The following is a 26,864-nucleotide window of genomic DNA, read 5'->3' as shown; positions in this document are numbered from 1 at the left end:
AAAGAAAAAGCTAGTTGCTCAGATACGCATTGATTTATGAATAATTTATCAATTGAATTGAGTTTTCATCAAAAACGTTCTTCACCTTGAAGTCCTACTACAAAAGCACCTTCAGCACCATTTGCTCTTACAAAAGCTTTGTGTTTATCTGCTTCTTCTCGTGTAGTAAAAATACCAGAAAAGTATCGTTTATAACCGTCACTGTAAGCATGACTAAACACATCTGGTAAGTTAAACTTAACATCAGACATGATGCCGAATGCACCAATTTGTACGGTAAAAACTTCTTCAGGGCTTTCAGCTTCAAAGTTGTATTGGTTTCCAGTTGATTGTGCAGGACTTTCAGCTATTTTTTTAGGAGCTTTGCCTACCTGATTATCGTTTTCTTTTGCTCTATTTTTTTCTTGTTGCTGGCTTGCTTTAGTTTTGTCTGATATTTTTTTGCGAACATCTCCAGGAGTTTCATTCTCGTTTAGAATAATAAACTCACTTCTTCTATTTAAAGCGTGTTCTTCTTCCGTGCAATCTACGTTATTGCTACAATTATTTACTAATTGGGTTTCGCCATAGCCTTTTCCTGAAACTCGATTTGCAGAAATTCCTTTTTCGGCAATGTAAGCCACGGTAGATTTAGCTCTTTTTTCTGAAAGTATTTTGTTATACGCATCACCAGCACGACTATCGGTATGAGAACGAACATCAATTTTCATTTCAGGATAGGATTTTAAAACCGCTATTACTTTTTGAAGTTCTACTTCTGCATCTTGACGAATGTTTGATTTATCTAAATCGAAATATATAGGGTCTAGTTGTAGAATGTTTCTTAAATCGTCTCCTTTCCCTGCTTGTGTAACACCTAAATCGTCTCCTTCTTCTAGTTGAAGGTTTTGTTTAAAAGAATCTTCGTATGCATTTCCAGAACGAATTAACTCTTCAAAAGTAATAAAGCCTTCTTTAGAAACGCGAACTACAAAACGCTTGTCACATTCAACTGAAAATGTGTATTCTCCTTGTTCATTGGTTTGAGTTGATTCTAAGAAGTTAAGTTCTTCGTCAAATAAATCTACTTTTACGTTTGGTATTCCAGCTTCGCTGTTCACTTTAGAAATTGTTCCACTAAGGTATTGCTGGCATTCTGTAATTAAATCTTCATTTTGTTTAAATTTATAAATGTTGTCTGAGCCGGTTCCACCTTCATCATCACGGTTAGACGAAAAGAAACCCGCTTGCATTTTTGAATTAATAATGAAGCTAAAATCGTCTTTAGAGCTATTAATAGGTCTGCCTAAATTAAAAACTTCGCCGTATGTTCCATCTTTTTTAATAACGGCAACAAATACGTCTAAACCACCTAAGCCTATATGACCATTAGATGAGAAAAATAGCAAACCATTATCACTTACAAAAGGGAAAGTTTCTCTTCCTTCTGTATTTATCTCTTTGCCTAAGTTTTTGGGCTCACCGTAAGATCCATCTTCGTTAATATCTACTACAAAAATATCAGACATGCCTAGTGAGCCTTCCATATCTGAAGCAAAGTACAATTGTTTTTCATCTGGACTTAGCGCAGGATGTGCACAAGTAAATTCATCGCTATTAAACGGAAGTTCAACTGGTTTAGACCAAGTTTTTTCTATTGGGTCAAACTCAGATCTATATATTTTTAAATAGTTAATGCCTTCTTCGCTTTCCTTGTACTTGTTATCTGTAAAATTATTTCTAGTAAAATAAATGGTTTTTCCGTCTTTGGTAAAAGTAGCCGATGCTTCATGAAATTTAGAAGTTAATTCTTCTGCAAATGCTTCTGGAGAACCTACAGGTTTAAAGTCTTCATCAATGCTAACTTGATACAGATTTAAGTAAGGTTGGTTATTCCATTCGTGAATTCGTTTTACTGCTGAAGATGTTTCTCTATTGGAAGCAAAAATTAATTTATCACCAAAAAATGCAGGTGCAAAATCGGAAAGTTTAGAGTTGATGTTTGTAGAATCTATGTCAAATTTACCTGATTGTAATTCGATTAATTCTAAGTAGTTTTTTTCTTGTTTGATGCGTTTTACACGTGAGTCTTCTGTTTCACTTAACTCATCATACTGCAGCATAAGTTGATCTGCATCTTCATATTTTTCAACACTTCTAAGTGCTTGCGCATAACGGTAATAATATTCTTTACTTAATTCAGGTTGAAGCGCGAATAGTTCAGTATACCACTTTTCAGCATTTACTAAATCGCCATTAAAATAATAAGAATCGCCTAGTTTTTTGAAAAGGTTTTCAGATTTGTAGCCTGCTTCTGCAACTTCTAAGTAAATTTCTTGTGCATCTATAAATGCAAAACGTTCAAACTTTTTGTCTGCTTCTTCTAAACGGTCAACTTGAGCGTACAAAGGACTTTGCAGTAAAGTTATTACTGCTAAAATTAGTATTACATATGCGTTATTTTTCATACTTTACTTTTATTTGCTCCTAAAGGTAACTAGAAGAATCTTGGAGTATACATTTTTTTGTACTTTTTAAATAATTCGTAACGCAAAAATACTTCAAAAGAAACATTACCAAATTCTGTAAAATCATTTGTATCATAATCATAAGCAAAACCAAGCATTAAGGCATCTGTGGCTTGTATTGCTGTCATAGCACTGATGGATGCATCTAAACGATACGCGGCACCAAGTGTAAATTTTTCATAAAATAAAAAGTTAGCAGAAACATCTATACGGGTTGGTGCACCTTGTACTACTCTTGTGAGAACAGAAGGCTTAAACTGAATATTTCTTGACAAATCAAAAACATAGCCTGCTGTAAAATAATAATGAATCTCGTCTCTAATTCTAGAATTTTGGCTGCCACCATCGTCAAAGTGACGGGTTCTGAGTAAAAAAGGAGAACTTAAACCTACATAATATTTTTCGCTATACAATTGAAAACCTAAGCCTACTTGTGGTGAAATTTGGTTTCTAATGTTTTCAAAATTAGGGTCGCCAGGATTATAAATATTAAGGTCATTAAAATTTACATCTCTAAAATGCGCTCCAGCACTAATTCCCATACTAAAATTAGTATATCTATCTAATTGTAAAATATAACTATAGTTTCCGTTTACGTAAGTGTCTTGTTCTGGACCAATTCGATCATGGATAATATTCATTCCCAATCCCATAGTTCCATCTTTTAATGGCGAGTGTGTAGAAAATGTACCTGTTATAGGTGCACCATCAATACCCGTCCATTGCGATCTAAATAAAAGTCCAGTACTCCAAACATCTCTGGTTCCTGCATAAGCCGGATTTATAGTCATGGTGTTATACATGTACTGCGTAAAATTAGGATCTTGTTGAGCCTTTACAGCTTTCGGTATCAAGAACACTAGTGTGAAAATTATGAAAAGAAAATTATATGTTTTGCTTACGTATAGCATGTGTGATTAGTTTAAGTACAGGTAACCTTGTTTTCTTTTTTGTTCTCCATTTTCGTCTTCGTATTCTAAAAGATAAAAATAAGTACCTGTAGGGAGACGCTTGTTTTTTTGTACGCTAATTCTTCCTTCGCTTATTCCTCTAAAAACGTTCCCATTAAATCCGTATCTATTGGTATCAAAAACTTTAACGCCAGAACGGTCATATATTTTTACATTGTTGTCAGGAAATTCTTGAAGTCCTTCTATTCTAAGAAACTCATTATTGCCATCACCATTTGGAGAAACCGCATTAAAGATATCTATCCCGTCATCGTCTTCGCCACCACCGCCATCATCATCATCAGAATAAAATCCAAAGTTACCTGCGTCTGTATTTTCATCTACAGGAAGTAAAATTGAAGTTGGGTTTGTTCCTTCTGTTTGTATTGCACCTTGTGGGAAATTTGGGTCATTTTCGTTAATGGTAATCGTTGCTAATCCAGAAGCTAACTCCGTATCAAAATCTCCATTATTGTCGCTAAATAAAGTATAGATGGTTCCAGTTTGATCTATAATCTCAACTTCTACATCAACTAAATTGGGATCGTCTGCATCTTGTGTTCCGTTATTGTTTAGATCTTCATAAAGATGGCCAAATACGGCTGCATCTATTTCGTTTGTTGGTAAAAAGTAACCATTATTACCTCCAAAAGTGTTATCTGCTTCTAAGGCAGTTACCGTAGTTGGGTTAGTTCCTTCTGTTTGAACTGCTCCTGCTGGAAAAGCTGGACTGCTTTCGTCTATTAAATAAGTGACTTCACCCGGCTCTACATTGGCTATAAAATCTCCGTTTGGATTAGTAATAATAGTCTGTTCGTTTCCAGCGCTATCGTTTACAATAACATTTATATTGGCTAAATCAGGCTCGTTATTATCTTGTGTTCCGTTTGAATTTTCATCTAAATATATGTGTCCGAATATGCTTGTATTAACATCTTCAACAAAAAAGAAGCCGTTGTCTCCAACGTATAGTGTAGTTCCTTCGTTTACATTAACTGTGGTAGGATTTGTTCCTTCGGTTTGAACTGCACCTGTTGGAAAGTTAGGGTCTAATTGGTTAATGTCTATTGTAATTTCACCAGAAGAAACTTCAGCAATAATGTTTCCATTGTCATCTGAAATAAAACTTTGCGTACCATTTGCATCCGTAACAAAAACTTCCACATCGGTCATATCAGCTTCAATATTATCTTGATTTCCATTTCCATCATCATCATAATAAAGATGTGTAATAATAATAGCATTTCCTTCTGAAGGCTCCTCAGTAAAATAGCCATTGTTGCCACCAAAATTTTCTTCACCTTCAATAGCATTTACATTAGTAGGGTTGGTGCCTTCAGTTTGAATGGCGTTTGCAGGAAAATCTGGATCATCTTCGTCTATTAGATAAATTAGATTTCCAGGTGAAACATTTGCTACAAAATCACCATTTGGATTAGTAGAAACGGTTTGTTCATTTCCGTCACTATCGGTTATAATTACATCGATATTTGGTAAGTCGGCTTCGTTATTGTCCTGTGTTCCATTTGCGTTATCATCTAGATATAAATGCCCGACTAGTGTTGTAATATCATCATCATCAGGAACAAAGAAACCGTTGTCTCCAATATAAAAAGTGGAACCTTGATTTACATTTACCGTTGTTGGATTGGTGCCTTCGGTTTGTATTGCACCAGTTGGGAAGTCAGGGTCTAATTCGTTTATTTCCACAGTAATTTCTCCTGCCGTAACTTGGGTAATAATGTTACCGTTTCCGTCTGAAGATAAACTTATAGTTTGGTTTGGGTCGGTAACAAAAACTTCTACATCTACCATATTAGGTTCGTCTGCATCTTGATTTCCATCTCCATTGATATCAAAATATAAATGTGTTATAATAAACGCTGTTCCACCTGACGGCTGCGGTACAAAATAGCCATTGTTGCCTCCAAAGTTGTTTTGGTTGAGTTCTGCAGTTAAGGTAGTTGGGTTTGTCCCTTCTGTTTGAAAAGCATCTTCAGGTATTCCTGGACTTTCTTCGTCAATGGTGTAAGTAATTTCTCCCGCTTCAACTTGAGTAGAGATATTTCCGTTAGCATTAGTAGTAAGTGTAAATTGATTTCCAGAGGCTTCTAAAATACTAATATCTACATTGGGTAAATCGGGCTCATTGTTGTCTTGTGTTCCATTTCCGTTTTCATCGAAATATACATGCGTACTAAAAATGGTTTGGTCTTCATTGTCATTGGGAACAAAAAAGCCGTTGCTTCCACCTTGATTTTCAATTTCGGTAAGTGCAATTATAGTAGTTGGGTTAGTTCCTTCAGTTTGAATTGCATTTTCTGGGATATTAGGATCGTTTTCGTCTATTAAGTAGGTTGTTTGACCAGGAGGTATAATCGCATTGATGATTCCGTTAGCATTGGTATTTAATTGTGTTTCATTTCCTAAAGCATCTGTTAAAGTTACGCTTACATCTACTAAATTAGGTTCTGTGCCATCTTGTGTTCCATTTCCATTTTCGTCTAAATAAATATTTAAAACCAAACTGGTGGTTATGTTTTCGTCAGGTTCAAAGAAACCATTGTTTCCGCCAAAATTATTTTGATCGGCTATTGCTGTTAGGGTAGTAGGATTGGTTCCTTCAGTTTGAACAGCGTTATTTGGTAAATTTGGATCATCTTCATCTATGGTATAAGTTACACTACCAACCGCAACTATTACACTGAAATCTCCATTAGCGTTGGTTTGTATATTTTGAATAGCACCTGCATTATCAATAACTTCTACGGAAACATTTTCTAAGTCAGGTTCTGTTAGATCTTGTGTTCCATTTCCGTTTTGGTCTAAATAGAGATGAGCACTTAAAATGGTTTGATCTTCGCCACCGTTGTCATCTGGAACAAAGAAACCATTTTCACCACCAAAGTTATTTTGGCTTGCTAAAGCAATAATATTAGTCGGGTTTGTTCCTTCAGTTTGTATAGCATCAACTGGAAAATCAGGATCGTCTTCATCTACTAATATTTCTATATTTCCTGCTGAAAGATTAGCTTCAGCATTTCCATTTGCATCTGTGCTAACCGTAAGGTTATTTCCAAATGCATCCGTAAACAATACATCAATATTTGCTAAATCTGGCTCACCTGCATCTTGTGTTCCATTTCCATCTTCATCTATGTACAAATGTGTAAAAATGTTGGTGGTTATGTTTTCGTCGGGCACAAAATAACCGTAACTGCCAGAATCTGTTGTGTTTCCTGCTGAAACCACAACATTGTTTGGGTTAATTCCTTCGGTTTGAACTGCTTGTTCCGGGAAGTTAGGATCATCTTCATTAATTGTAATTTCAACAAATCCTTCTTCTACTAGAGCAGAAAATACACCGTTAAGTCCTGTAAAAACACTAAGTGTATTTCCATTTGCCAATTGTATGATAACTTCAATGTTTGCTATTCCAGGCTCACTGCTGTCTTGTGTTCCATTTCCATTTTCGTCTAAATAGACCAAGCCTGTAACTGCACCTTCATCTTCACTATCAGAAAAGTCGAAAAAGCCATTGTTGCCACCAAAAGTATTGCTATCAGGTGTTATAAATACAAGTGTAGGATTAGTGCCTTCTGTTTGTATAGCTCCAATTGGAAAATCAAGATCATTTACGTCGATTTCATAAGTTACATTTCCAGCTATTACTGTTGTTGTAAAATCACCGTTTTCATCGGTCTCGAGTATTTGAGAATTTCCAAAAACATCTGTTATTTCTACTTCAACATTGGGCATATTTGGTTCAGTGGCTTGTTGTGTTCCGTCACCATTTTCATCAAAGTAAAGGTGAGCGGTTAGGTTGCCTTGTTCGTTAGAGTCTGGGACAAAAAAACCATTATTTCCGCCAAATGCATCTGTGTTGGGCACAATGAATAATGTAGTAGGATTGGTACCTTCGGTTTGAATTGCAGCCACAGGGAAATCAGGATCATCTTCGTTGATTTGGTATGTCACGCTTCCAGCGACTACCGTTGCTGAAAAATCACCATTTGCATCTGTGTTTACAGTCTGTTCATTTCCAAATGAATCTGTTATAGTAACTTCTACATTTGGTAAGTTTGGTTCAGATGCTTGTTGTGTAGCATTTCCATTTTCATCAATGTATAAATGCGCGGATAGTGTAGCTTCTAGTTCTAGGTCAGGAGAAAAGAAACCATTGTTTCCGCCAAATGTGGTTTGGTCGGGGTTTATAAAAACCGTAGTTGGGTTTGTTCCTTCTGTTTGAATTGCTCCCGTTGGAAAATCAGGGTCGTTTTCATTGATGTTGTAAGTTACATTCCCTGCAACCACATTTGCTGAAAAATCTCCGTTAGCATTGGTTTGAAGAGTTTGAGAATTTCCAAAGACATCTGTGATTTCTACATCAACATTAGGCATATCTGCTTCGGTTGCTTGTTGTATTCCATCTCCGTTTTCATCGAAATATAAATGAGCGTCTAAGGTGCCAGTTGAATTTTGGTCTGGTACAAAATAACCATTATTGCCTCCAAAGTTATTTTGGTTTGGTTGAGCAAATATAGTAGTTGGGTTTGTTCCTTCTGTTTGTATAGCTCCTGTTGGGAAATCAGTATCGTTTTCGTCTATTTCATAAGTTACATTTCCAGCTGTAACTGTGGCTGTAAAATTCCCATTTGCATCGGTTACTACTGTTTGAGAATTTCCAAAGCTATCGGTAATAATAACATCGGTATTAGGTATTCCAGTTTCACCATTATCTTGTGTTCCATTTCCATTAGCATCTTCATAAACGCTTGCATCTAGAGATGCATCTGTATTTTGGTCAGGCACAAAATATCCATTGTCACCAACAAAATTAGAAATACCTTCTGAAACAACAACACTAGTCGGGTTTGTTCCTTCAGTTTGTATTGCTCCAATTGGAAAATCAGGATCGTTTTCATTAATGGTATATGTAATAACTCCTGTAGGTCCGCCCGTTACAATTGCAGTAAAGTTTCCGTTTTCGTCAGTTTCAGTTATATTTGTGGCATTAGTTGCATCTATTATTTCAATTTCAACGTCTGGTATTCCAGGTTCATTGGCATCTTGGTTTCCGTTGCCATTAATGTCTAAGTAAAGATTTCCATTTATTTCTGCAGTGTCATCTTCTAATATAAAATAACCATAATTTGCTGTGTAGGTTTCACCGCCAACAGTTAGTGTAGAGAAAGGATTACTACCTTCAGTAAGTATGGCATTGTCTGGAAAGTTGGGTTGATTTTCGTCTATTTCAACCGTAACATTACCTGCTAAAACTAATACAGACCAAATACCATCTGGATTGGTTGTTACAACCTGAACATTTCCAAACTGATCTTCGATGCTAACTTCAATGCCTTGTAAACCAGTTTCACCAGCTTCTTGGTTTCCGTTTCCATCGGCATCTTCGTAAACTGTTCCACTTATTTCTGCTGCTTCAGCAAAACCATCAAACTCACTTATGCTTTCGTTAGTTAATATATTGCTTGTTGTAGGATTTGTTCCTTCTGTTTGAATAAAAAGATTAGGAAATTCAGGAGAAGATGTATCGATAGTAGAAACGGTTTCGCCAATTGGAACTTCTAAGGACCAATCACCTTCTGTATCGCTAATTACGGTCTCTGTTTCGCCAGTACTTTTTAAAATGTCAACAGGAATATTTGGAATACCCGTTTCGCCATTATCTTGTGTTCCGTTAGCATTTTCATCTAAATAAACACGTCCTTGTATATTTCCAGATTCATAAAACCCGTCAACTTGCTGATAAACTTGGCCAATTTCAATAGTGTAGTTTGTTGGGTTTGTGCCTTCGGTTTGTGTTGAGCCAATTGGAAAATTTTCTTGAGTTTCGTCTATACTTACATTTGTGTCACCCACAGCAGTCATAACCGACCAATTTCCATCTGTATCTGTAGTTAATGTAATGGTTGTGTTTAAGCTGGTTTCAACTTCAACTTCTACATTTGCAATTCCTGGCTCACCTGCATCTTGTGTTCCATTTCCATTACTATCTAGGTAGAGAGTTCCTTCGATGATTCCTGCTTCAAAAAAACCATCGTCTTCAGAGAAAACGGTTTCTCCGGGCTCAATAATTGTTGTTGTTGGGTCTGTTCCTTCGGTTTGGAAAGCACCTGTTGGAAAGTTGGGGTGATTTTGATTAATTTCTGAAATAACTTCTCCTGCACCGATTTGAAATTCCCATTCGCCAACTTCATTAGTGAGAACGGTTTGAACGTTTCCAAATTGATCAGTGAGGAATATTTCAACATCTTCAATTCCAGACTCTCCATCATCTTGCGTTCCATTTCCATTTACATCGAGATATAAATTTCCTTGTAAATTTCCAACTAAAAAGAATCCGTAGCTGCCAATATCTATTGGTTCTGCGTCTGGTTCATCGCTTACATCAGGTACATTAAGAATGGTAGGGTTAGTACCTTCCGTTTGTATTACTCCGTTTGGTAAGCTATTGGTTGCTGCAAAAACTTGTGTTAACCCGGGTATAACCGTAATAGACCAATCTCCATCTGCATTAGTTGTGGCAAATTGACCAGTGTTATTATTATTGATAATAAGCATGGTAACATTCTCTATTCCATTTTCATTATTATCTTGCGTTCCGTTTCCGTTAGTATCTAAATATACTCTACCTTCAATAACAGCATTGCTGCTTAAGGTTTCTAAAAAATTATCTAAAGGCGATTGAGCAAAAGAGCCTGCTTGAAAGCCCATGTAAAAAAGAAGGAAAATGAAAAATAAATATGAATGATAATTTTTCATAATTTATAAAAAGATATAACTTAATTATTTATAATAGTAAATAGCAATGCAAATTAATAAAAAATATTGATAAATTAAATTTGTTAAACACTAAATTTTTATAGCCTAAAGTTTTGGTAATGTTTTGTATAGGTGTCATGGTGTGTTAAAAATCGTAGTATTTAATTTACAAAAATTAAACAGTAGGCTTCTTAAAAAGCAAAGCTAGGTTAAACTTTTGTAAATTTGTTTAATAATAAGAAAATGAATTGATTAAAATTATTGTTTTTTAGAATTGTCTATTTGTGTAAAAAGAATTACTTTTGCAATCCTTAAAGTGCAAATAGGAAAAGCTTGAAGGTCAATTAAATAGAATTTAAACATCTTCTATGCATAAATGCTTAATTTTTCTAGTATGTGTAGAATACAAAAATTAATCTTCAATGGCTGAAGAAACTAAACAAGCTGATCAACAAAAAGTTGATAGCAAAGAGAATAAATCTCAAGTTGTTACTCCTTCTGAGCAACAACAAAACCCAAAAGAATTTTTATCTAACTTTAACTGGCACCGTTATGAAGAAGGTATCGAAGAAGTTGAAGATGAAAAATTATCTGAATTCGAAAAATTAGTAGAAGAAAACTTTGTTGAAACACTAAACAATGAAGTTGTATCTGGAGAAGTTGTTAATTTAACCGATCAAGATGCTATTATTGACATTAACGCGAAAAGTGAAGGTGTTATTTCTTTAAATGAGTTTAGATACAATCCTGACTTAAAAGTTGGCGATAAAGTTGATGTACTTATTGATGTTCGTGAAGACGAAGAAGGTCAATTGGTACTTTCTCACCGTAAAGCTCGAGTAATCAAAGCTTGGGAACGCGTTAACGATGCGCAAGCAGATGGTACTATTGTAAATGGTTTTGTAAAATGCAGAACTAAAGGTGGTATGATTGTAGACGTATTTGGTATTGAAGCTTTCTTACCAGGTTCTCAAATTGATGTAAGACCAATTCGCGATTACGATGCGTATGTTGGTAAAACAATGGAATTTAAAGTGGTTAAAATTAACCATGAATTCAAAAACGTTGTGGTATCGCATAAAGCTATCATCGAAGCAGATATCGAAGAGCAGAAAAAAGAAATTATTGGCCAGTTAGAAAAAGGTCAAGTTTTAGAAGGTGTGGTTAAAAACATTACTTCTTATGGTGTGTTTGTAGATTTAGGAGGTGTAGATGGGTTAGTTCACATTACAGATCTTTCTTGGTCAAGAATTAACCATCCAAATGAAGTAGTTGAATTAGATCAAACTCTAAATGTGGTAATTTTAGACTTTGATGAAGACAAAACAAGAATTCAACTTGGTTTAAAACAATTGAGCAAGCATCCTTGGGAAGCACTTGATGAAAATATTAAAGAAGGAGATGTTGTTGAAGGTGTTGTAACTGTTATTGCAGATTACGGTGCGTTTATTGAAGTAGAAGAAGGCGTTGAAGGTTTAATTCACGTTTCTGAAATGTCATGGAGTACACATTTACGTTCTGCACAAGACTTTGTAAAAGTAGGAGATAAAGTGAAAGCTAAAATCTTAACTTTAGACAGAGAAGAGCGTAAAATGTCACTTGGTATTAAGCAATTAACTCCAGACCCATGGACAGACATTACAACTAAATATCCAGTTGGTTCAACTCACAAAGGTGAAGTAAGAAACTTTACTAACTTTGGTGTTTTTGTTGAACTTGAAGAAGGAATTGATGGTTTGATTTACATCTCAGATTTATCTTGGACTAAGAAAATAAAACATCCATCAGAATTCTGTAAAGTAGAAGATAATCTAGAAGTAGTTGTGTTAGAATTGGATGTAGAAGGTAGAAAATTAAGCCTTGGTCACAAACAAACTGAGAAAAATCCTTGGGACGAATATGCTACTGAGTTTGCTGTTGGTACAAAACATACCGCAGCTATTACCGAAATGGTAGACAAAGGAGCAACCATAGATTTCAATGAAGATGTTACTGCATTTATACCAACTCGTCATCTAGAAAAAGAAGACGGAAGTAAATTAGGTAAAGGTGAAGAAGCAGAATTTATTGTAATTGAATTCAATAAAGAATTTAAAAGAGTTGTTGCATCTCACACTTCTTTACATAAAGAAGAAGAACAAAAAATTGTTCGAAATGCAGCTAAGAAAGCAAAAGAAGATCAGCAAAAAACCACTATTGGTGATGCTAACGCAGAACTTCAAGCTTTAAAAGATAAAATGGAAGGAAAGTAATTTCTAGATTTTATCCCATTAAATTTCAAAGCCCTGTTTTCTAAACAGGGCTTTGTTTTTTTAAATAAGCTCACTTATTCAGCATTGAATATTTCAGCAATTATTTTTTCAGCTGCGGCAACATCTTTTTCTTGAACAAGAATTTCAACTCCTTTTGCTCCACCGTAAAATCCTCCACGTAAACCAGATTGAATATTGTTTCGTTCTATAAATTGAATGCCTTCTTGATTAAAAGCATCTTTTAATGCTAGCGTCTCTGTTTCGCCAGCAGCATACACTTTTTGATAGCTTGAATTGTCCATATTATTTTTGTTTTTTTGGTTAATATTATTTTGTCTAATTAATGGTAATTTCTCCTTTTAAATAACGTATTGCATTTCCTGCAATGTGCACTCGGTTTCCGCTGAGTTGGCAATGCAATTGTCCAACGCGTTTGGAAATTTGCTTTGCTTCAAATTGAACTTGATCTAGTTTTTTCGCCCAAAAAGGAGTCAAGGTGGTGTGTGACGAACCCGTTACAGGATCTTCATCAATCCCCAACTGTGGAGTAAAAAAACGAGATACAAAATCTACTTCATTACCAACAGCTGTTGCAATTACCCCACGAAATGGAGTATTGGCTATTAAAGCTAAATTGGGTTTAATTTTGCTGACTTCCGCTTCGCTTTGAAATAGCAACAATACATCTTCTTTTCCTTTCCAAATTTCCTGCGGTGGAATATCGAACAAATTATTGTAATCGCTTCCATCGATTTTTTCAATGGTATCGACAGGGAAATTCATTTGAAAAGCATTTTCTTTTTTATGCACTTCCAAAATGCCACTTTTTGTTGAAAATTGAATGAGATCTCTTTCAAAATGAAGTTCTTCAAACAGTACAAAAGCCGTTGCTAAAGTGGCATGACCACATAAGTTTACTTCGGCAACAGGAGTGAACCATCGCAACTCTACAACTTCATTGTTTATCACAAAAAAAGCAGTTTCAGATAAATTGTTTTCGGTTGCTATTTGTCGCAAAACAGCATCATCAAGCCACTTATCTAAAGGAATCACAGCTGCTGGATTCCCTCCAAAAACAGTTTGGGTAAACGCATCGATTTGATAAAGTACTAACTTCATTTTTTCATTTTAGATAAAGTTATTGAATATTCAATTAAACTTCACATTTCGAATCCAAAACTTTCCATAAATAAAAGTCGCACCTAACTATTTATCATTTTCTTTGAACCAAAAACATGACTTTACTCCAAGCTTTAGTTTTATTTTCTGCCGTATCATTTTTAATGTATGGCTTTCGATCGCTAACCACAGAAGCCATGAAAGCAGAATTTGAACGCTATGGCTTAGCTAAATTTCGAGTCTTAACGGGTAGTCTCGAAATTATTGGCGCTATAGGTTTGTTAGTTGGCTTGTTTTTTCATCCTATATTAATCATCGCTGCTGCCGGCTTGAGTTTGCTCATGTTGTTGGGTTTTGGAACACGATTAGTCATCAAAGACCCATTTTTGCAAAGCTTACCATCGTTTATCTTTCTATTGGTAAATGCATATATTTTGTATTTGAGTTTACAATAATTTAATCACGGAATTGTTTATTAAAAATCAATCTAAATAAGCTTAAATCCCTTATATTTGCCAACAAAAATATTACTCATGAAAAATCCCTTATACATATTATTGTTAGCAGTTGTTTTGTTTTCTTGTAAAAACGACAATAAATCAAATGAAGAAAAAACCACTTCTGAAGAAATTAATGTTTACACACACCGTCATTACGAATCTGACCAAGCTTTGTTTGAAGCATTTGAAAAGAAATCGGGCATCAAAGTAAATGTAATCAACGCCAGTGCAGATGAGTTGATTCAAAAAATGGTGTTGGAAGGCGAGCAATCTCCAGCAGATGTTTTAATTACTGTTGATGCAGGCAGATTGCACCGAGCGAAAGAAAAGGATTTGTTGCAACCGATTTCAAATTCGGTAATCGATTCCATCTTGCCATCTCATTTAAAAGATGAAGACAATCATTGGTTTGCTTTAACCAAAAGAGCAAGAGTTATTGTTTATGCAAAAGATAGAGTTGATCCTTTGGAATTGTCTTCTTATGAAAATTTAGTAGATGAACAATGGGAAAACAAAATTGTAGTACGAAGTTCTTCTAACATTTACAACCAATCTTTAATGGCTTCTATCATTGCTAATGATGGTGAAGAAGCAGCTAAAATGTGGGCCAAAGGTATGGTAAATAACATGGCAAGAACGCCAAAAGGAAACGATCGCGACCAAGTAAAAGCAGTTGCAGGTGGCGAAGCCGATTTAGCCATTGTAAACACCTATTACATCGGGAAAATGCTCAACTCCGAGGATCAAACCGAATTGGATGCAGCCGAAAAAGTAGCGGTGTTTTTCCCCAATCAAGATGATCGAGGAACACACATCAATGTAAGCGGAATCGGGGTTGCGAAACATGCTCCCAACAAAGAATCAGCTGTTCAACTTATTGAATACTTATTAAGTGAAGATGCACAAAATACATTTGCTTCTTCCAATTACGAATATCCCGTAAATCCCAATGTTGAAAATGCTCCTATTTTACAATCTTGGGGAAGCTTTAAAGAAGACACATTAAATTTGAGCAAACTGGGAGAACTCAATAAGAAAGCGGTAATCTTATTTGATGAAGCAGGCTGGAAATAGGAATATCAATTCATTTTTAGATTCGTTTTTTAAGCTAAAACGCGATATAAACAGGTGGTCCATTGCCACCTTGTTTATTTTATTGTTGATAGCTGTTCCGGTGCTTACCATCAGCGTAAAACTCTTTGATGGACCTGGCGAAAGTTGGTCGCATATTTCAACTTACCTACTGCCGAGTTATTTAGAAAACTCACTATACTTAGCGCTTTTATGTAGTTTGTTGACCATCCTTTTTGGGGTGAGTTCGGCTTGGTTGGTCACGCGTTATCATTTTCCTTTGCGGAAAGTTTTGGAATGGTTGCTCATCATTCCATTAGCGATACCTAGTTACATCGTGGCTTATGCCTATGCTGGTTTTCTAGATTATGGTGGAGTGTATTCCATTTTTATGGAAGTCTTTGGCGTAACCCAAGCCAAGTTCGATATTATGAATGTATTCGGATTGGCATTTGTGTTAAGCATTTCTTTGTTTCCTTATGTATACGTGAGTTCTAGGGCTTTTTTTCTAAACCAGGCGGTCAATTTGTTAGAAGCTTCTCGCTTACTCGGTGTAAGTGAACGCAAATCTTTTGTAAAACTGATTTTGCCTTTAGCCAGACCCGCCATTGTTGCCGGATTGGTATTGGTAATTATGGAAGTGCTCAACGATTACGGCGCTGCGCAGTATTTTGGAGTAAACACCTTTACCACAGGAATTTTCCGCTCTTGGTTTTCGTTAGAAGAACCTGAAACCGCCATTTATTTATCAGCATTGCTGCTCATTTTGGTCTTCGGACTTATTTTAATTGAAAAATGGCAGCGTAGGAAAATTCAATATTCTTCGGTAAAATCGACGAATACCAAGACCAACAAACGCATTGTTTTACCCAAATTTCAACAATTCATCATTTCATTGGTGGTTATTATTCCTGTGGTGTTGGGCTTTTTTATTCCAGTTTTGCAGTTACTGATTTGGGCATACAAAACCGTAGATAAAGTAATGAATCAATCCTTGTTTTGGTTGTCCTTGCAAAGTTTTGGGATTGCTTTTGTCACCGCATTTTTCACCGTTTTTTTCGCATTGATTTTGCTTTATTTTTCCAAATGGAATAAAATTACCTTGGTACAAAATGCAGCCAAATTGGGTGTTTTGGGCTATGCCATACCGGGTGCGGTAGTTGCCATCGGCGTAATGATCCCCACTTTGTTTTTAGACAAATGGTTCATCACCGAAGGCTTTGCCACTCAATTTGTGATCAACGGAACACTTATCGCGTTGGTTTACGCTTACGTGGTTCGGTTTTTGGCAGTGGCTTATCAACCTTTGGAATCGTCTTCACTTAAGGTGAGTGATTCCATTCCAGATTCATCTAAAATTTTGGGAATGGGGAATTTCAAGACCTTCATAAAAATTGAATTTCCATTGATTCGCGCAGGAATGTTAAGTGCTTTCATCCTCGTTTTTATCGACACCTTAAAGGAATTGCCTTTAACTTTGATTTTGAAACCTTATCACATCAACACCTTGGCGGTAAAAGCTTATGAATTTGCTAGCGACGAAATGGTAATGCATGCGGCAATTCCATCGCTTTTTATTATATTAACAGCTTTAATTCCCGTAGTTTTTTTGAATAAATTACTTTTGAAAAATGAATAAAATTCTTGAAATAAATAATCTTTCCAAAAGCTTTGACGGCGGGAAAACAAAAGCCATAGATCAAGTTGATTTCTTTGTAAATCAAGGTGATATTTGCGCGGTAGTCGGCGAAAGTGGAAGTGGAAAAACTACCTTAATCCGTTTGATTGCAGGCTTAGAAAATCCCGACCAAGGAAACATCATCATCAGCGGTAAGGAAGTTTCTTCCATCAAAAAAGTGATGGTTCCCGAAAAGCGAAATGTAGGAATGGTTTTTCAAGAATATGCCTTGTTTCCGCATTTAAATGTGTTGGAAAACATCATTTATGGCTTGGCTAAACGCAAAGACAAAAAACAACGAGCAGAAGTAGTTTTGGAATTGGTCGGCTTAAGTACTTACAAAGAGCGCTATGCGCACGAATTGTCTGGCGGTCAGCAGCAGCGTGTAGCTTTGGCGCGCGCTTTAGCTCCCGAACCTTCCTTGTTAATTTTAGACGAACCTTTTAGTAATTTGGATGCCATGATGCGCAACCAATTGCGAAACGAAGTCTTCAACATCATCAAAAAAACAGGCGTAACAGCAATTTTTGTTACGCACGATACACAAGATGCCTTGGCGGTTGCCGATGAAATTTTGATTTTACAAAACGGAAAATTAGTACAAAAAGATGAAGCTTCAAGATTGTACCACAAGCCGCAATCCATTTATGTGGCTTCTTTGTTTGGGAACACCGTTCAATTGAATAAAGGCTTGAAAAATGCCTTTCGATGTCCACTTAAAGAAGATTGTTGTCATGCCATTCGGAACGAAAACATTACCATCAATGCATCCGATTGTGAATATGTAACCACGGCTCAAATTGTAAAACGAACTTTCTTAGGAACGCATTCGCAGTTGCTTTTGAAACTCGACAATGGCGAAAACCTGAGCGTAGTTACCAATGAAGCTGTTTTGGGAGACGAATTGAAAATCGGCTTCAATTCCAAAGATATCTTGGCTTTTGACGAATAATTTTTAGTTTCTTTTCCTACCTTTCCGCCAGATTTTGGTAGCTTATGAAGTTTTTTTACATCCTATTTTTACTTTTCAGTTTTCAATTTAGTTTGTTTGCTCAATCCACTCAATTGAAAGTAGTTGATTTTCAAACCGCCAATGTTTCCATCGAATTACTTCCAACAGCAAAAAAAGTAAAGGGTAAAATTGACTATTCTTTTCAGATGCTCAATGAAACCGATTCCATTTTTTTGGATGCTAAAAACATGAAAGCAGATTTGGAGGAAGCATCTTTTCGGAATGCAACATTGGAAACGACTTCAAAGCATTTCATTTTAAAAGGAAAATTCAAAAAGAATAAAAGCTATACATTATCTCTTTCTTTTGAAGCCGAACCCCAACAAACTATGTATTTTTTAGGTTTCGATTTTGAAAAAGAAAATCATCAAATTTGGACACAAGGTCAAGGGAAATACACTTCGCACTGGTTGCCGAGTATAGATGACATGAATGATAAAATCACCTTCAACTTGGCTGTTGAAGCGCCAGAATACTTGACAGTTGTTGCCAACGGAAAGCAAGTTGAAGTGGAAGAAAATGATTCTACTTCTGTCTGGAAATTCCAAATGCAAAAGCCCATGAGCAGTTATTTATTGGCTTTGGCAGCGGGAAATTACGATTTTCAAACGGAAATTTTTTCAACTGAAATACCACTGTACAACTATTATGAAACTGCTGATTCCCTTTTGGTTGAACCTACTTATCGGTATACGCAATTCATCTTCGATTTTTTTGAAGAAGAAATCGGCGTTCCTTATCCTTGGCAAAATTACAAGCAAGTACCCGTTCGAGATTTTCTTCATTCGGGTATGGAAAATACTGGACTTACGGTTTTTTCAAACCAATTTATGGTGGATTCCATCGGATTTGAAGATTTTAATTATGTAAATGTAAATGCCCACGAAATGGCGCATCAATGGTTTGGGAATTTGGTCACGGAAACCGAAGCCAAGCACCATTGGTTGCATGAAGGTTTCGCGACTTATTACGCATTGTTAGCCGAACGTGAAGTTTTTGGCGATGATCATTTTTACAACCAATTGTACATTTCGGCAGAGCAACTCAAAGAATTAAGCGACCAAGGAAAAGGCCAAGCCATTTTAAACCCCAAGGCGAGTTCGCTTACCTTTTACCAAAAAGGAGCTTGGGCAGTACATATTTTGCGAGAGCGAGTAGGGGAAGTAGCTTTTAAAGAAGCAGTTAAAAATTACCTTGAAAAATATGCTTTTCAAAATGTAACAACGGATGATTTCTTAGATGAAATTGCTGCGGTTTCTGAAATAGATGTAAGTCAATTCAAAAAGGATTGGTTATTACAAACCGCTTTTCAAGCAGAAGATGCGTTGGCTTCGTTGAAAAAGTCGCTGTTTATGCAGGAACTTTTAGGAGTCATTTCGCTAAGAGAGCAAAGTGTAAATGATAAAATTGAAATTTTTCAACGCATATATAATCAAAGTCCAAGTCCTTTTGTAGTGAAAGAAATGGCTTTGCAATTATCTGCTGAAATGGAAAATCCGAACGCCGAAAGTTTGATTAAACAGCTATTGGCTTCAGATTACCTTCGCGCTCAATTGCGAATTGTAGCCGAAGTCTCTCCGATTCCGCAAGCGTTTCAAAATGAATTTGAAGCTTTATTGAAATCACAAAATTCGTATTTGCTAACAGAGAATTTGCTTTTTAATTTGTGGGTGAGTTTCCCAGATGAACGTGCTACGTATTTAGCGATTACCAAAAACATTGAAGGCTTTAAAGACAAAAATGTATTGTTGCTTTGGAAGTTTTTAAGCATGGTAACTCCCGACCATGAACCTGAAAACGCCATGAAATATTTCCGAGAATTGAATGGTTTTACCTCACCCAAATACAATTTTAAAGTAAGGGAAAACAGCTTCAATTATTTATATCAAGTAGATCGATTTGCTGACCAAACGTATTTAAATTTAATTGATGCTTGTTTTCATCACCAATGGAATTTCAAAAGTTTTGCCCGAAAAATGCTAGAAAAATTGCTTCAAGAAGAGCAACATCAAGTTCGTATTTTAGATTTGGAGCAATTTTTAAATGAAGCAGAACTGAAATTGATTCGCCAATACCTTTCAGAATGAAAAAAGCATTAGTCATTTCGGGCGGTGGAAGTAAAGGCGCATTTGCGGGTGGTGTTGCTGAATTTTTGATGAAGCATCAACAAAAAGATTATCAACTTTTTGTGGGTTCATCTACTGGAAGTTTGCTGATTCCGCAGTTGGCTTTAGGAAACATCGATAAATTGAAAAACATCTATACCAACGTTCGACAAAAAGATATTTTCAGTTTAAACCCGTTTGTGATTCGAAAAAAGGAAAATCGCGAGTTTGTCAGCATCAATTTTTTGAATACGGTTTTGCAATTCATCAAAAAACGAAGAACTTTTGGGGAAAGTAAAAACTTACGCAAGACCATTCAGAAGAATTTCAGCTTATCAGAATTTACACAGTTGAAAAATTCAGATAAAGAAATTGTAGTTACCGTTTCCAACTTAACCCGAAATAAAATTGAATATAAATCCATTCAAGAATTCGACTATGCTGAATTTTTAGATTGGATTTGGATTTCCTGCAACTTGGTTCCGTTTATGAGCTTGGTTACCAAAAACAACTGCGAATATGCCGACGGCGGTTTTGGTAGTATGGTGCCTATCCGAGAAGCCATCAACCGTGGCGCAACCCAAATTGATGCCATTATTTTAGAAGCTGAAACGCTTGAACAAGAAAAAGTCTTGGGAAAAAATCCATTTTCATTGATGTTAAATTTATACGGATTTCTGTTAGACCAAGTAGAGCGACACGATATTCGCGAAGGTAAATTGGCAGCTGTGTACCAAAACGTGCAACTCAATTTATATTACACCCCAAGTAAATTAACCGAAAATTCCTTGATTTTCAACAAAAAATTAATGAGCGATTGGTGGCAACAAGGTTTGGAATATGCGGCTCAAAAAGCCAAAGAATACGATAAACAATCGGAGTTGCGAGATAAATAATTACCTCCAAAGTTTTCCAACTTCATTTTTAAGGAAAGCTAAACCGGTGTCACTCGGACTTTCTTTGTCTAATAAGTTGGTTAAAATTTCTTCTCTCAGTTTGTTGGCATCTGTAACGTGTTCTTTCATTCCAATTTGACGAATCATATTGATGGTCGCATTTTTGGAAGCTTTCAATACACTCCAACATTTGTTGCTTACATAGACTTGCTGTGCCAAATTGTGTTCAAATTCTTGTTCAATGGTTTTGATGAGCAAATTTTCATAATCGTTTTTATCATCAGAATACGGTTTTATTCGGGGTACCAAACTTCCAGGAGAAATTCGTTCTAAAAACAAGCATAATCGTTCGTAAGCTTGTAAGCGTAAAGGAAGTGCATTTTTTTTCAATTCTGCATTGATTTCAAAGTGTTTCAATTGTTCGAAATGTTGTGTATGTGTTTTAAAAAAATAGTAAGCAATTCCTGCTACTACCACACTGGGTAATAAATAAGCTAAGTAATCTAAGATGTTTTCAACTCCCATTGTATATTCTGAATTTTAGAATTCCAAATATACATATATAATGTAGCTTTAGCAGAAACACTTTTTAGAATATCGAAATTAATCAACCAAATTTGCTAATTTTGAAACTCTACTAAAAAACAAAAATCTTGCAAGAATATTTAGCTCAACTTAATGAAGCCCAGAGAGAAGCTGTTTTACAAAAAGACGGCCCAATGATTGTAATTGCTGGAGCTGGTTCTGGAAAAACAAGAGTACTCACGTTTCGGATTGCCTATTTAATGGATCAAGGCGTAGATCCGTTCAATATTTTGGCGCTCACTTTTACCAATAAAGCCGCACGGGAAATGAAAGCTCGAATTGCTTCTATTGTAGGAAACAGTGAAGCTAAAAATTTGTGGATGGGAACTTTTCACTCAGTGTTTGCTAAAATTCTTCGCTTTGAAGGAGATAAATTGGGTTTCCCGAGCAACTTCACCATTTATGATACACAAGACTCACAACGGCTTTTAAGAAATATCATTAAAGATTTACAATTAGACAAAGACGTATACAAATACAAGCAGGTTCAATCGCGCATTTCGTCTTATAAAAACTCTTTGATAACGGTAAAAGCTTACCAGCGAGATCCCGAATTGCAAGAAGCAGATGCCATGGCCAAACGACCCAGAATGGGCGAAATTTACAAACAATATGTAGATCGATGTTTTAAAGCTGGCGCTATGGATTTTGACGATTTGCTCTTGCGAACCAACGAGTTATTGACTCGTTTTCCAGAAGTTTTGGCTAAGTATCAAAACCGATTCAAATATATTTTGGTAGACGAGTATCAGGATACAAACCATTCACAATATTTGATTGTTCGTGCTTTGAGCGACCGTTTTCAAAATATTTGTGTAGTTGGAGACGATGCACAAAGTATTTATGCATTTCGTGGTGCTAATATCAATAACATTTTGAATTTTCAAAACGATTATTCGGATGTAAAAAAGTTTCGATTAGAACAAAATTACCGTTCTACTAAAAACATAGTAGAAGCGGCCAATTCCATTATAGAAAAAAACAAAACCAGATTAGATAAAGTAGTTTGGACAGCGAATGATGAAGGTCCGAAAATCCATGTTAATCGTTTAATTAATGATGCTGAAGAAGGGCGTTTTGTAGCCAGTTCTATTTTTGAAAACCGAATGCAGCAGGGTATGAAAAATAGCGACTTCGCCATTTTATACAGAACCAACGCGCAAAGTAGAGCAATGGAAGATGCGCTGAGAAAAAAAGAAATTCCGTATCGAATTTTTGGTGGGCTTTCCTTTTACCAACGCAAGGAAATAAAAGATGTGTTGTCTTACCTTAGGTTGATTGTTAACCCAAAAGATGAAGAAGCATTTGTGCGCGTAGTGAATTATCCTGCACGAGGAATCGGACAAACCACGATGGATAAATTGAATTTAGCAGCCAATCACTACAAACGTTCACTTTTTGAAATTGTCGAACACATCGACAAACTCAACTTAGGCATCAACAGAGGTACACAAACCAAATTGACCAATTTTGTAAATATGTTGAAGAGTTTTCAGGTTTCAGCAAAAACACAAGATGCTTTTCAATTAGCTGAATTGGTAGTGAAGAAAACTGGGTTAATTCAAGAATTCAAAAAAGATGGAACACCTGAAGGCATTGCCCGCTTAGAAAATATTGAAGAACTTTTAAATGGTATTCAAGATTTTGTTGAAGGACAGAAAGAATTGGCTGATGCAGAGGGTTCACTAGCAGAGTTTTTAGAAGATGTTGCGCTTGCAACCGATTTGGACAATGAAAAAGGAGACGATGATCGCGTTGCTTTAATGACCATTCACTTAGCAAAAGGATTGGAATTTCCATTTGTATACATTGTTGGTTTAGAAGAAGATTTATTTCCTTCGGCCATGAGTATGAATACCCGTTCTGAATTGGAAGAAGAGCGTCGTCTTTTTTATGTGGCGCTTACCCGAGCTGAAAAACAAGCCTATTTAACTTATGTAATTTCACGGTATAGATGGGGAAAATTAAACGATGCAGAACCTAGCCGTTTTATTGAAGAAATTGACGACCAGTTTTTGGATTTTATGATTCCAGAAGACAATTACCAATTTCGTTCTTTCTTAAATCCAGATATTTTTGATGATGAAGACAAGTCTAAATTAAGAAAAGAAAAACCAAAACAAGGAACTCCACCGCCTTCAAAAAACGAAGAAAAGACCACAAGAAGATTAAGAAAGGTGAAACCAGAAAACAATCTTGATGTTTCCGATCAAAAAGAAATTATTTCTCTAGCGGAAGGACAGAAAGTTGAACACCAACGCTTTGGCAAAGGAACGGTAGTTGAATTGTCTGGAGTGGGACAAAACAAAAAAGCAAACATTAATTTTGAATCAGGAGGCGTAAAAAGCCTTTTGTTGAAATTTGCTAAACTGAAAATACTCAATTAGTAAACTATGATTACAATTAATAAGTTATTGGTTTTACTCTTCTCGATATTCAGCATTGGATTATTGACTTATAGTTTTTTTCTATCATATGAATCGCAAGTGTATAGATTAATTACTTACTACGATTTTGCATTATGTATATATTTCTTATACGATTTTTTAAAACAGCTTTTTTCAGAAGAAAATAAATGGCGTTATTTTTATACCGTCGGTTGGCTCGATTTTATTTCTTCCATTCCTGTGATTACCGAGTTCAGGGTATTGAGGTTTATCCGAGTTATTCGGGTAATTAAAATTATAAGATCCATCAGAACACTTATTAAATTTATTTCCCAAAATAAAAAAGAATCACTTTTTGGTTTTATTGTATTTTTAGTTGTGGTTTCAATAGTAATCACATCAACAGCTGTACTTTATTTTGAAAAAGATGTGGGAAACATTACTACTGCTGAAGATGCATTATGGTGGACATTTATCACCATTACAACCGTTGGTTATGGAGATTATTACCCTGTAACAGGTTTTGGAAAACTAGCTGCTTCATTTCTTATTGCCACTGGAATTGGATTTTTTGGTGCCGTAATCTCATTTGTTACCGATAAAGTAAATAGTATAAAATCAAATCCTTAACTTAGCTAACACAAAACACAAGCTTATGGCAGAATTAGTGAAACTCTATGAAGAAAATCCTTCAGAAAAGGTCTTGGCAAAAATCACAAAAGTGCTAAGAAATGGAGGATTAATCATTTACCCAACGGATACCGTTTATGGATTGGGGTGCGATATTAACAATAATCAAGCACTTTCAAAGATTGCTAAAATACGAGGTGTTAAATTAGAAAAAGCCAACTTTTCATTTATCTGTGAAGACTTAAGCAACCTATCTGAATATGTTGCACAAATTGATTCAGAAACTTTTAAAATTTTAAAGCGAAACTTACCTGGACCTTATACCTTTATTCTTCCAGGAAACAACAATTTACCATCGGTTTTCAAAAAGAAAAAAACGGTAGGTATACGTGTACCCGATAATGCAATTCCGAGAGCTATTGTTAAACATCTAGGCAATCCTATTGTTTCAACATCTATTAAAGATGAAGATGATTTATTGGAATATACTACCGACCCCGAGCTTATTGCAGAAAAATGGGATAAACTTGTAGACTTGGTTATTGATGGTGGTTTCGGTGGAAATATTGCATCTACTGTAATCGATCTTACAACACCAGAACCAAGTTTAATTAGAAAAGGAAAAGGTAGCATTGAGATTTAAAGAAAAAGCCTTAGCAAATCTTTGCTAAGGCTTTATTTATGATTTCGATAAATAGATATACCTAAGAATTACCTAGCATTACTGGCATAACTAACATAGTAACGCGTTCGCCATCTTCAAGACCATCTACAGGAGTAAGAATTCCTGCTCTGTTAGGTAAACTCATTTCTAGTTGAACGGTAGATGCATTTAAGTTCGCTAGCATTTCTAATAAAAACCGAGAGTTGAATCCAATTTCCATATCATCACCTTGATATTCACAAGTAAGTCTTTCTTCTGCTTTATTAGAGTAATCAATATCTTCCGCAGAAATTTTTAATTCGGCACCAGCAATTTTCATTCTAATTTGGTGTGTAGTTTTATTTGAAAAAATAGAAACCCGTCGAACAGAATTCAAAAACTGTTGTCTGTCTATAACCAATTTATTTGGATTCTCTTTAGGGATTACAGCTTCATAGTTCGGGTACTTCCCATCGATTAATCTACAAGTTAGCACAAAGTTATCAAAAGTAAATTTTGCATTTGCATCTGTATACTCGACTAGCACATCAGATTCGTCACCAGATAGTGTGTTTTTCAATAGAGTTAGCGGTTTTTTAGGCATAATGAATTGAGCTTCATCTTCAACCGAAATGTCTTCTCTAGAGTATTTTACCAATTTATGGGCATCGGTTCCAACAAACTTAAGTCCTTCTTTTGTAAATTGAAAAAATATACCATTCATCACAGGTCTCAAGTCATCATTACCAGTTGCAAAAAGGGTTTTGTTAATTGCAGTTGCTAAGACATCTGCAGTTATTACACTTTTTGATGCTTCCTGCAATTCAATAGGATTTGGAAAATCTTCTGCATTAGCGTAAGCCAGAGCATATTTCCCATAATCTGAACTAATTTCTATTGTTGAATTTTCTAAAACTAAAAAGGTAAGTGGCTGTTCAGGAAAAGTTTTCAGCGTGTCTAATAAAAGTTTTGCAGGAACTGCGATAGCTCCATCGTCTTCAGATTCTACATTAATTACAGCAGACATTGTAGTTTCTAAATCTGATGCAGAAATATGTAATTGGTCACCTTTTAATTGAAATAAGAAATGATCTAGAATTTGCATCGTATTATTATTGTTGATAATTCCACCAAGTGTTTGGAGCTTTTTCAACATTTCTGAACTGGAAACAATAAACTTCATATGATTATTTATGATATAATTAATTTTAAACAAATTTTATTGTTGCGAAATTAGTTATATTTTATCTAAGTTATGCATTTGCTCTTAAAAATTACAACCTTCTTTTCTGTTTACATCTAACTTTAAATCACATTTCTTATTAAAAAGTGTAACTTTTTTATTTAATTGAAGCTTTTAGCCCTGAAAGCTTACCTGTTAATCAAATGTTTAACTTCGACAATAATTCTCTCAATTATTTCCCTAAAAACATTTGTTTTGTATTGCAAAAAGGTTGTATTTTTGCGCCCCGCAAGTTCGCTATGATGTTTGGTTTTGGTAATGTAGAGTGTTTTGTAAAATTATTTAAATTTTTTTTCAAAAACACTTTTCGGAATCAAATTTAGTTGTACATTTGCACCCGCTTAGAAAAACAGCGAAGTTCATGTTAAAGAGTAGGATTGGGATTTAAGTTTCACCTGCATCAAAATTGGGATAATTTGCTTTAATAGTTAAATTATTTTATTTGAAAGAAGTTCTATGATATTTTGAATTGACAGCACAACTTGGTAAAACAAGATGTAAAT

The 26,864-nt window shown here is 35.3% G+C and carries 17 protein-coding genes; 10 read left to right on the top strand and 7 right to left on the bottom strand.

Going from position 1 to position 26,864, the window contains the following annotated elements:
* Nucleotides 1-68 precede the first annotated feature (68 nt).
* Genes IEV72_RS00085 through IEV72_RS00075 form a run of 3 tightly spaced genes read right to left on the bottom strand, consistent with a single transcriptional unit; the run spans nucleotide 69 to nucleotide 10,240 of the window.
* The gene (locus IEV72_RS00085; RefSeq protein WP_188457043.1) at nucleotides 69-2,447 is read right to left on the bottom strand and encodes an OmpA family protein; all 2,379 of its coding nucleotides are present in this window, start codon (nucleotides 2,445-2,447) and stop codon (nucleotides 69-71) included.
* Nucleotides 2,448-2,476: 29 nt separating this feature from the next.
* A complete protein-coding gene (locus tag IEV72_RS00080; RefSeq protein WP_188457042.1) occupies nucleotides 2,477-3,418 on the bottom strand; it encodes a PorP/SprF family type IX secretion system membrane protein in 942 nt (313 codons plus the stop codon).
* A 6-nt stretch (nucleotides 3,419-3,424) separates the two neighbouring features.
* Complete coding sequence (locus IEV72_RS00075) at nucleotides 3,425-10,240, bottom strand: SdrD B-like domain-containing protein (protein ID WP_194428390.1); 6,816 nt, start codon at nucleotides 10,238-10,240, stop codon at nucleotides 3,425-3,427.
* A gap of 422 nt (nucleotides 10,241-10,662) precedes the next feature.
* Between IEV72_RS00075 and rpsA the strand changes: the two genes are divergently transcribed.
* On the top strand, nucleotides 10,663-12,492 hold the full coding sequence (gene rpsA / locus IEV72_RS00070) for a 30S ribosomal protein S1 (protein ID WP_188457040.1): 1,830 nt from the start codon (nucleotides 10,663-10,665) through the stop codon (nucleotides 12,490-12,492).
* Between the two features lie 74 nt (nucleotides 12,493-12,566).
* Here rpsA and IEV72_RS00065 read toward each other — a convergent pair whose 3' ends face one another.
* Together IEV72_RS00065 and IEV72_RS00060 are read right to left on the bottom strand one after the other, a co-directional pair.
* Nucleotides 12,567-12,794 (bottom strand): putative signal transducing protein, encoded by a 228-nt coding sequence (locus tag IEV72_RS00065; protein ID WP_188457039.1) that lies wholly within the window; start codon nucleotides 12,792-12,794, stop codon nucleotides 12,567-12,569.
* A 34-nt stretch (nucleotides 12,795-12,828) separates the two neighbouring features.
* Nucleotides 12,829-13,611 carry a PhzF family phenazine biosynthesis protein gene (locus IEV72_RS00060; protein ID WP_188457038.1) on the bottom strand — a complete coding sequence of 261 codons (783 nt, stop codon included), beginning with the start codon at nucleotides 13,609-13,611 and terminating at the stop codon, nucleotides 12,829-12,831.
* Between the two features lie 116 nt (nucleotides 13,612-13,727).
* Between IEV72_RS00060 and IEV72_RS00055 the strand changes: the two genes are divergently transcribed.
* The 6 genes from IEV72_RS00055 to IEV72_RS00030 all read left to right on the top strand — a co-directional run bounded on the left by IEV72_RS00055 (nucleotide 13,728) and on the right by IEV72_RS00030 (nucleotide 20,873).
* Nucleotides 13,728-14,066 carry a DoxX family protein gene (locus tag IEV72_RS00055; RefSeq protein WP_188457037.1) on the top strand — a complete coding sequence of 113 codons (339 nt, stop codon included), beginning with the start codon at nucleotides 13,728-13,730 and terminating at the stop codon, nucleotides 14,064-14,066.
* A 78-nt stretch (nucleotides 14,067-14,144) separates the two neighbouring features.
* A complete protein-coding gene (locus IEV72_RS00050; RefSeq protein WP_188457036.1) occupies nucleotides 14,145-15,185 on the top strand; it encodes a Fe(3+) ABC transporter substrate-binding protein in 1,041 nt (346 codons plus the stop codon).
* The gene (locus tag IEV72_RS00045; RefSeq protein WP_188457035.1) at nucleotides 15,166-16,821 is read left to right on the top strand and encodes an ABC transporter permease; all 1,656 of its coding nucleotides are present in this window, start codon (nucleotides 15,166-15,168) and stop codon (nucleotides 16,819-16,821) included. Before IEV72_RS00050 ends, IEV72_RS00045 begins: the two co-directional genes overlap by 20 nt.
* Nucleotides 16,814-17,812: an ABC transporter ATP-binding protein gene (locus IEV72_RS00040; protein WP_188457034.1), complete on the top strand. Its 999-nt coding sequence runs from the start codon at nucleotides 16,814-16,816 to the stop codon at nucleotides 17,810-17,812. The genes IEV72_RS00045 and IEV72_RS00040 overlap by 8 nt, the downstream gene beginning before the upstream one ends.
* Before the next feature lie 44 nt (nucleotides 17,813-17,856).
* Nucleotides 17,857-19,959 (top strand): M1 family metallopeptidase, encoded by a 2,103-nt coding sequence (locus IEV72_RS00035; protein WP_188457033.1) that lies wholly within the window; start codon nucleotides 17,857-17,859, stop codon nucleotides 19,957-19,959.
* Nucleotides 19,956-20,873 (top strand): patatin-like phospholipase family protein, encoded by a 918-nt coding sequence (locus tag IEV72_RS00030; protein WP_188457032.1) that lies wholly within the window; start codon nucleotides 19,956-19,958, stop codon nucleotides 20,871-20,873. The genes IEV72_RS00035 and IEV72_RS00030 overlap by 4 nt, the downstream gene beginning before the upstream one ends.
* Here the strand turns inward: IEV72_RS00030 and IEV72_RS00025 are convergent, their stop codons facing one another.
* Nucleotides 20,874-21,398: a DUF7935 family protein gene (locus IEV72_RS00025; RefSeq protein WP_188457031.1), complete on the bottom strand. Its 525-nt coding sequence runs from the start codon at nucleotides 21,396-21,398 to the stop codon at nucleotides 20,874-20,876.
* Between the two features lie 128 nt (nucleotides 21,399-21,526).
* Here IEV72_RS00025 and IEV72_RS00020 point away from each other — a divergent pair, with 128 nt between their 5' ends.
* From IEV72_RS00020 to IEV72_RS00010, 3 genes are read left to right on the top strand one after another with little or no spacing between them, the layout of a single operon-like run.
* Nucleotides 21,527-23,845: an ATP-dependent helicase gene (locus IEV72_RS00020; RefSeq protein WP_188457030.1), complete on the top strand. Its 2,319-nt coding sequence runs from the start codon at nucleotides 21,527-21,529 to the stop codon at nucleotides 23,843-23,845.
* A gap of 6 nt (nucleotides 23,846-23,851) precedes the next feature.
* On the top strand, nucleotides 23,852-24,475 hold the full coding sequence (locus IEV72_RS00015; protein ID WP_188457029.1) for a potassium channel family protein: 624 nt from the start codon (nucleotides 23,852-23,854) through the stop codon (nucleotides 24,473-24,475).
* A gap of 25 nt (nucleotides 24,476-24,500) precedes the next feature.
* A complete protein-coding gene (locus tag IEV72_RS00010) occupies nucleotides 24,501-25,118 on the top strand; it encodes an L-threonylcarbamoyladenylate synthase (RefSeq protein WP_188457028.1) in 618 nt (205 codons plus the stop codon).
* Nucleotides 25,119-25,179: 61 nt separating this feature from the next.
* On the opposite strand, the gene dnaN is transcribed toward IEV72_RS00010, so the two are convergent.
* On the bottom strand, nucleotides 25,180-26,301 hold the full coding sequence (dnaN, locus tag IEV72_RS00005) for a DNA polymerase III subunit beta (protein WP_188457027.1): 1,122 nt from the start codon (nucleotides 26,299-26,301) through the stop codon (nucleotides 25,180-25,182).
* Between the last annotated feature and the right edge of the window lie 563 nt (nucleotides 26,302-26,864).

The sequence above is a fragment of the Psychroflexus planctonicus genome (assembly GCF_014640195.1).
Lineage (GTDB): Bacteria > Bacteroidota > Bacteroidia > Flavobacteriales > Flavobacteriaceae > Psychroflexus > Psychroflexus planctonicus.
The sequence above is the reverse complement of the archived record's forward strand: the minus strand, read 5'-3'. Positions and strand labels throughout refer to the sequence as shown.

What these genes read in the sequence shown, in the direction of transcription:
- IEV72_RS00045 (WP_188457035.1), top strand. Translation starts at nt 15,166, where the DNA reads ATGAAGCAGGCTGGAAATAGGAATATCAATTCATTTTTAGATTCGTTT.
- IEV72_RS00060 (WP_188457038.1), bottom strand. Translation starts at nt 13,611, where the DNA reads ATGAAGTTAGTACTTTATCAAATCGATGCGTTTACCCAAACTGTTTTT.
- IEV72_RS00035 (WP_188457033.1), top strand. Translation starts at nt 17,857, where the DNA reads ATGAAGTTTTTTTACATCCTATTTTTACTTTTCAGTTTTCAATTTAGT.
- IEV72_RS00050 (WP_188457036.1), top strand. Translation starts at nt 14,145, where the DNA reads ATGAAAAATCCCTTATACATATTATTGTTAGCAGTTGTTTTGTTTTCT.
- rpsA (WP_188457040.1), top strand. Translation starts at nt 10,663, where the DNA reads ATGGCTGAAGAAACTAAACAAGCTGATCAACAAAAAGTTGATAGCAAA.
- IEV72_RS00010 (WP_188457028.1), top strand. Translation starts at nt 24,501, where the DNA reads ATGGCAGAATTAGTGAAACTCTATGAAGAAAATCCTTCAGAAAAGGTC.
- IEV72_RS00085 (WP_188457043.1), bottom strand. Translation starts at nt 2,447, where the DNA reads ATGAAAAATAACGCATATGTAATACTAATTTTAGCAGTAATAACTTTA.
- IEV72_RS00040 (WP_188457034.1), top strand. Translation starts at nt 16,814, where the DNA reads ATGAATAAAATTCTTGAAATAAATAATCTTTCCAAAAGCTTTGACGGC.
- IEV72_RS00080 (WP_188457042.1), bottom strand. Translation starts at nt 3,418, where the DNA reads ATGCTATACGTAAGCAAAACATATAATTTTCTTTTCATAATTTTCACA.
- IEV72_RS00030 (WP_188457032.1), top strand. Translation starts at nt 19,956, where the DNA reads ATGAAAAAAGCATTAGTCATTTCGGGCGGTGGAAGTAAAGGCGCATTT.
- IEV72_RS00065 (WP_188457039.1), bottom strand. Translation starts at nt 12,794, where the DNA reads ATGGACAATTCAAGCTATCAAAAAGTGTATGCTGCTGGCGAAACAGAG.
- IEV72_RS00055 (WP_188457037.1), top strand. Translation starts at nt 13,728, where the DNA reads ATGACTTTACTCCAAGCTTTAGTTTTATTTTCTGCCGTATCATTTTTA.
- IEV72_RS00015 (WP_188457029.1), top strand. Translation starts at nt 23,852, where the DNA reads ATGATTACAATTAATAAGTTATTGGTTTTACTCTTCTCGATATTCAGC.
- IEV72_RS00025 (WP_188457031.1), bottom strand. Translation starts at nt 21,398, where the DNA reads ATGGGAGTTGAAAACATCTTAGATTACTTAGCTTATTTATTACCCAGT.
- dnaN (WP_188457027.1), bottom strand. Translation starts at nt 26,301, where the DNA reads ATGAAGTTTATTGTTTCCAGTTCAGAAATGTTGAAAAAGCTCCAAACA.
- IEV72_RS00075 (WP_194428390.1), bottom strand. Translation starts at nt 10,240, where the DNA reads ATGAAAAATTATCATTCATATTTATTTTTCATTTTCCTTCTTTTTTAC.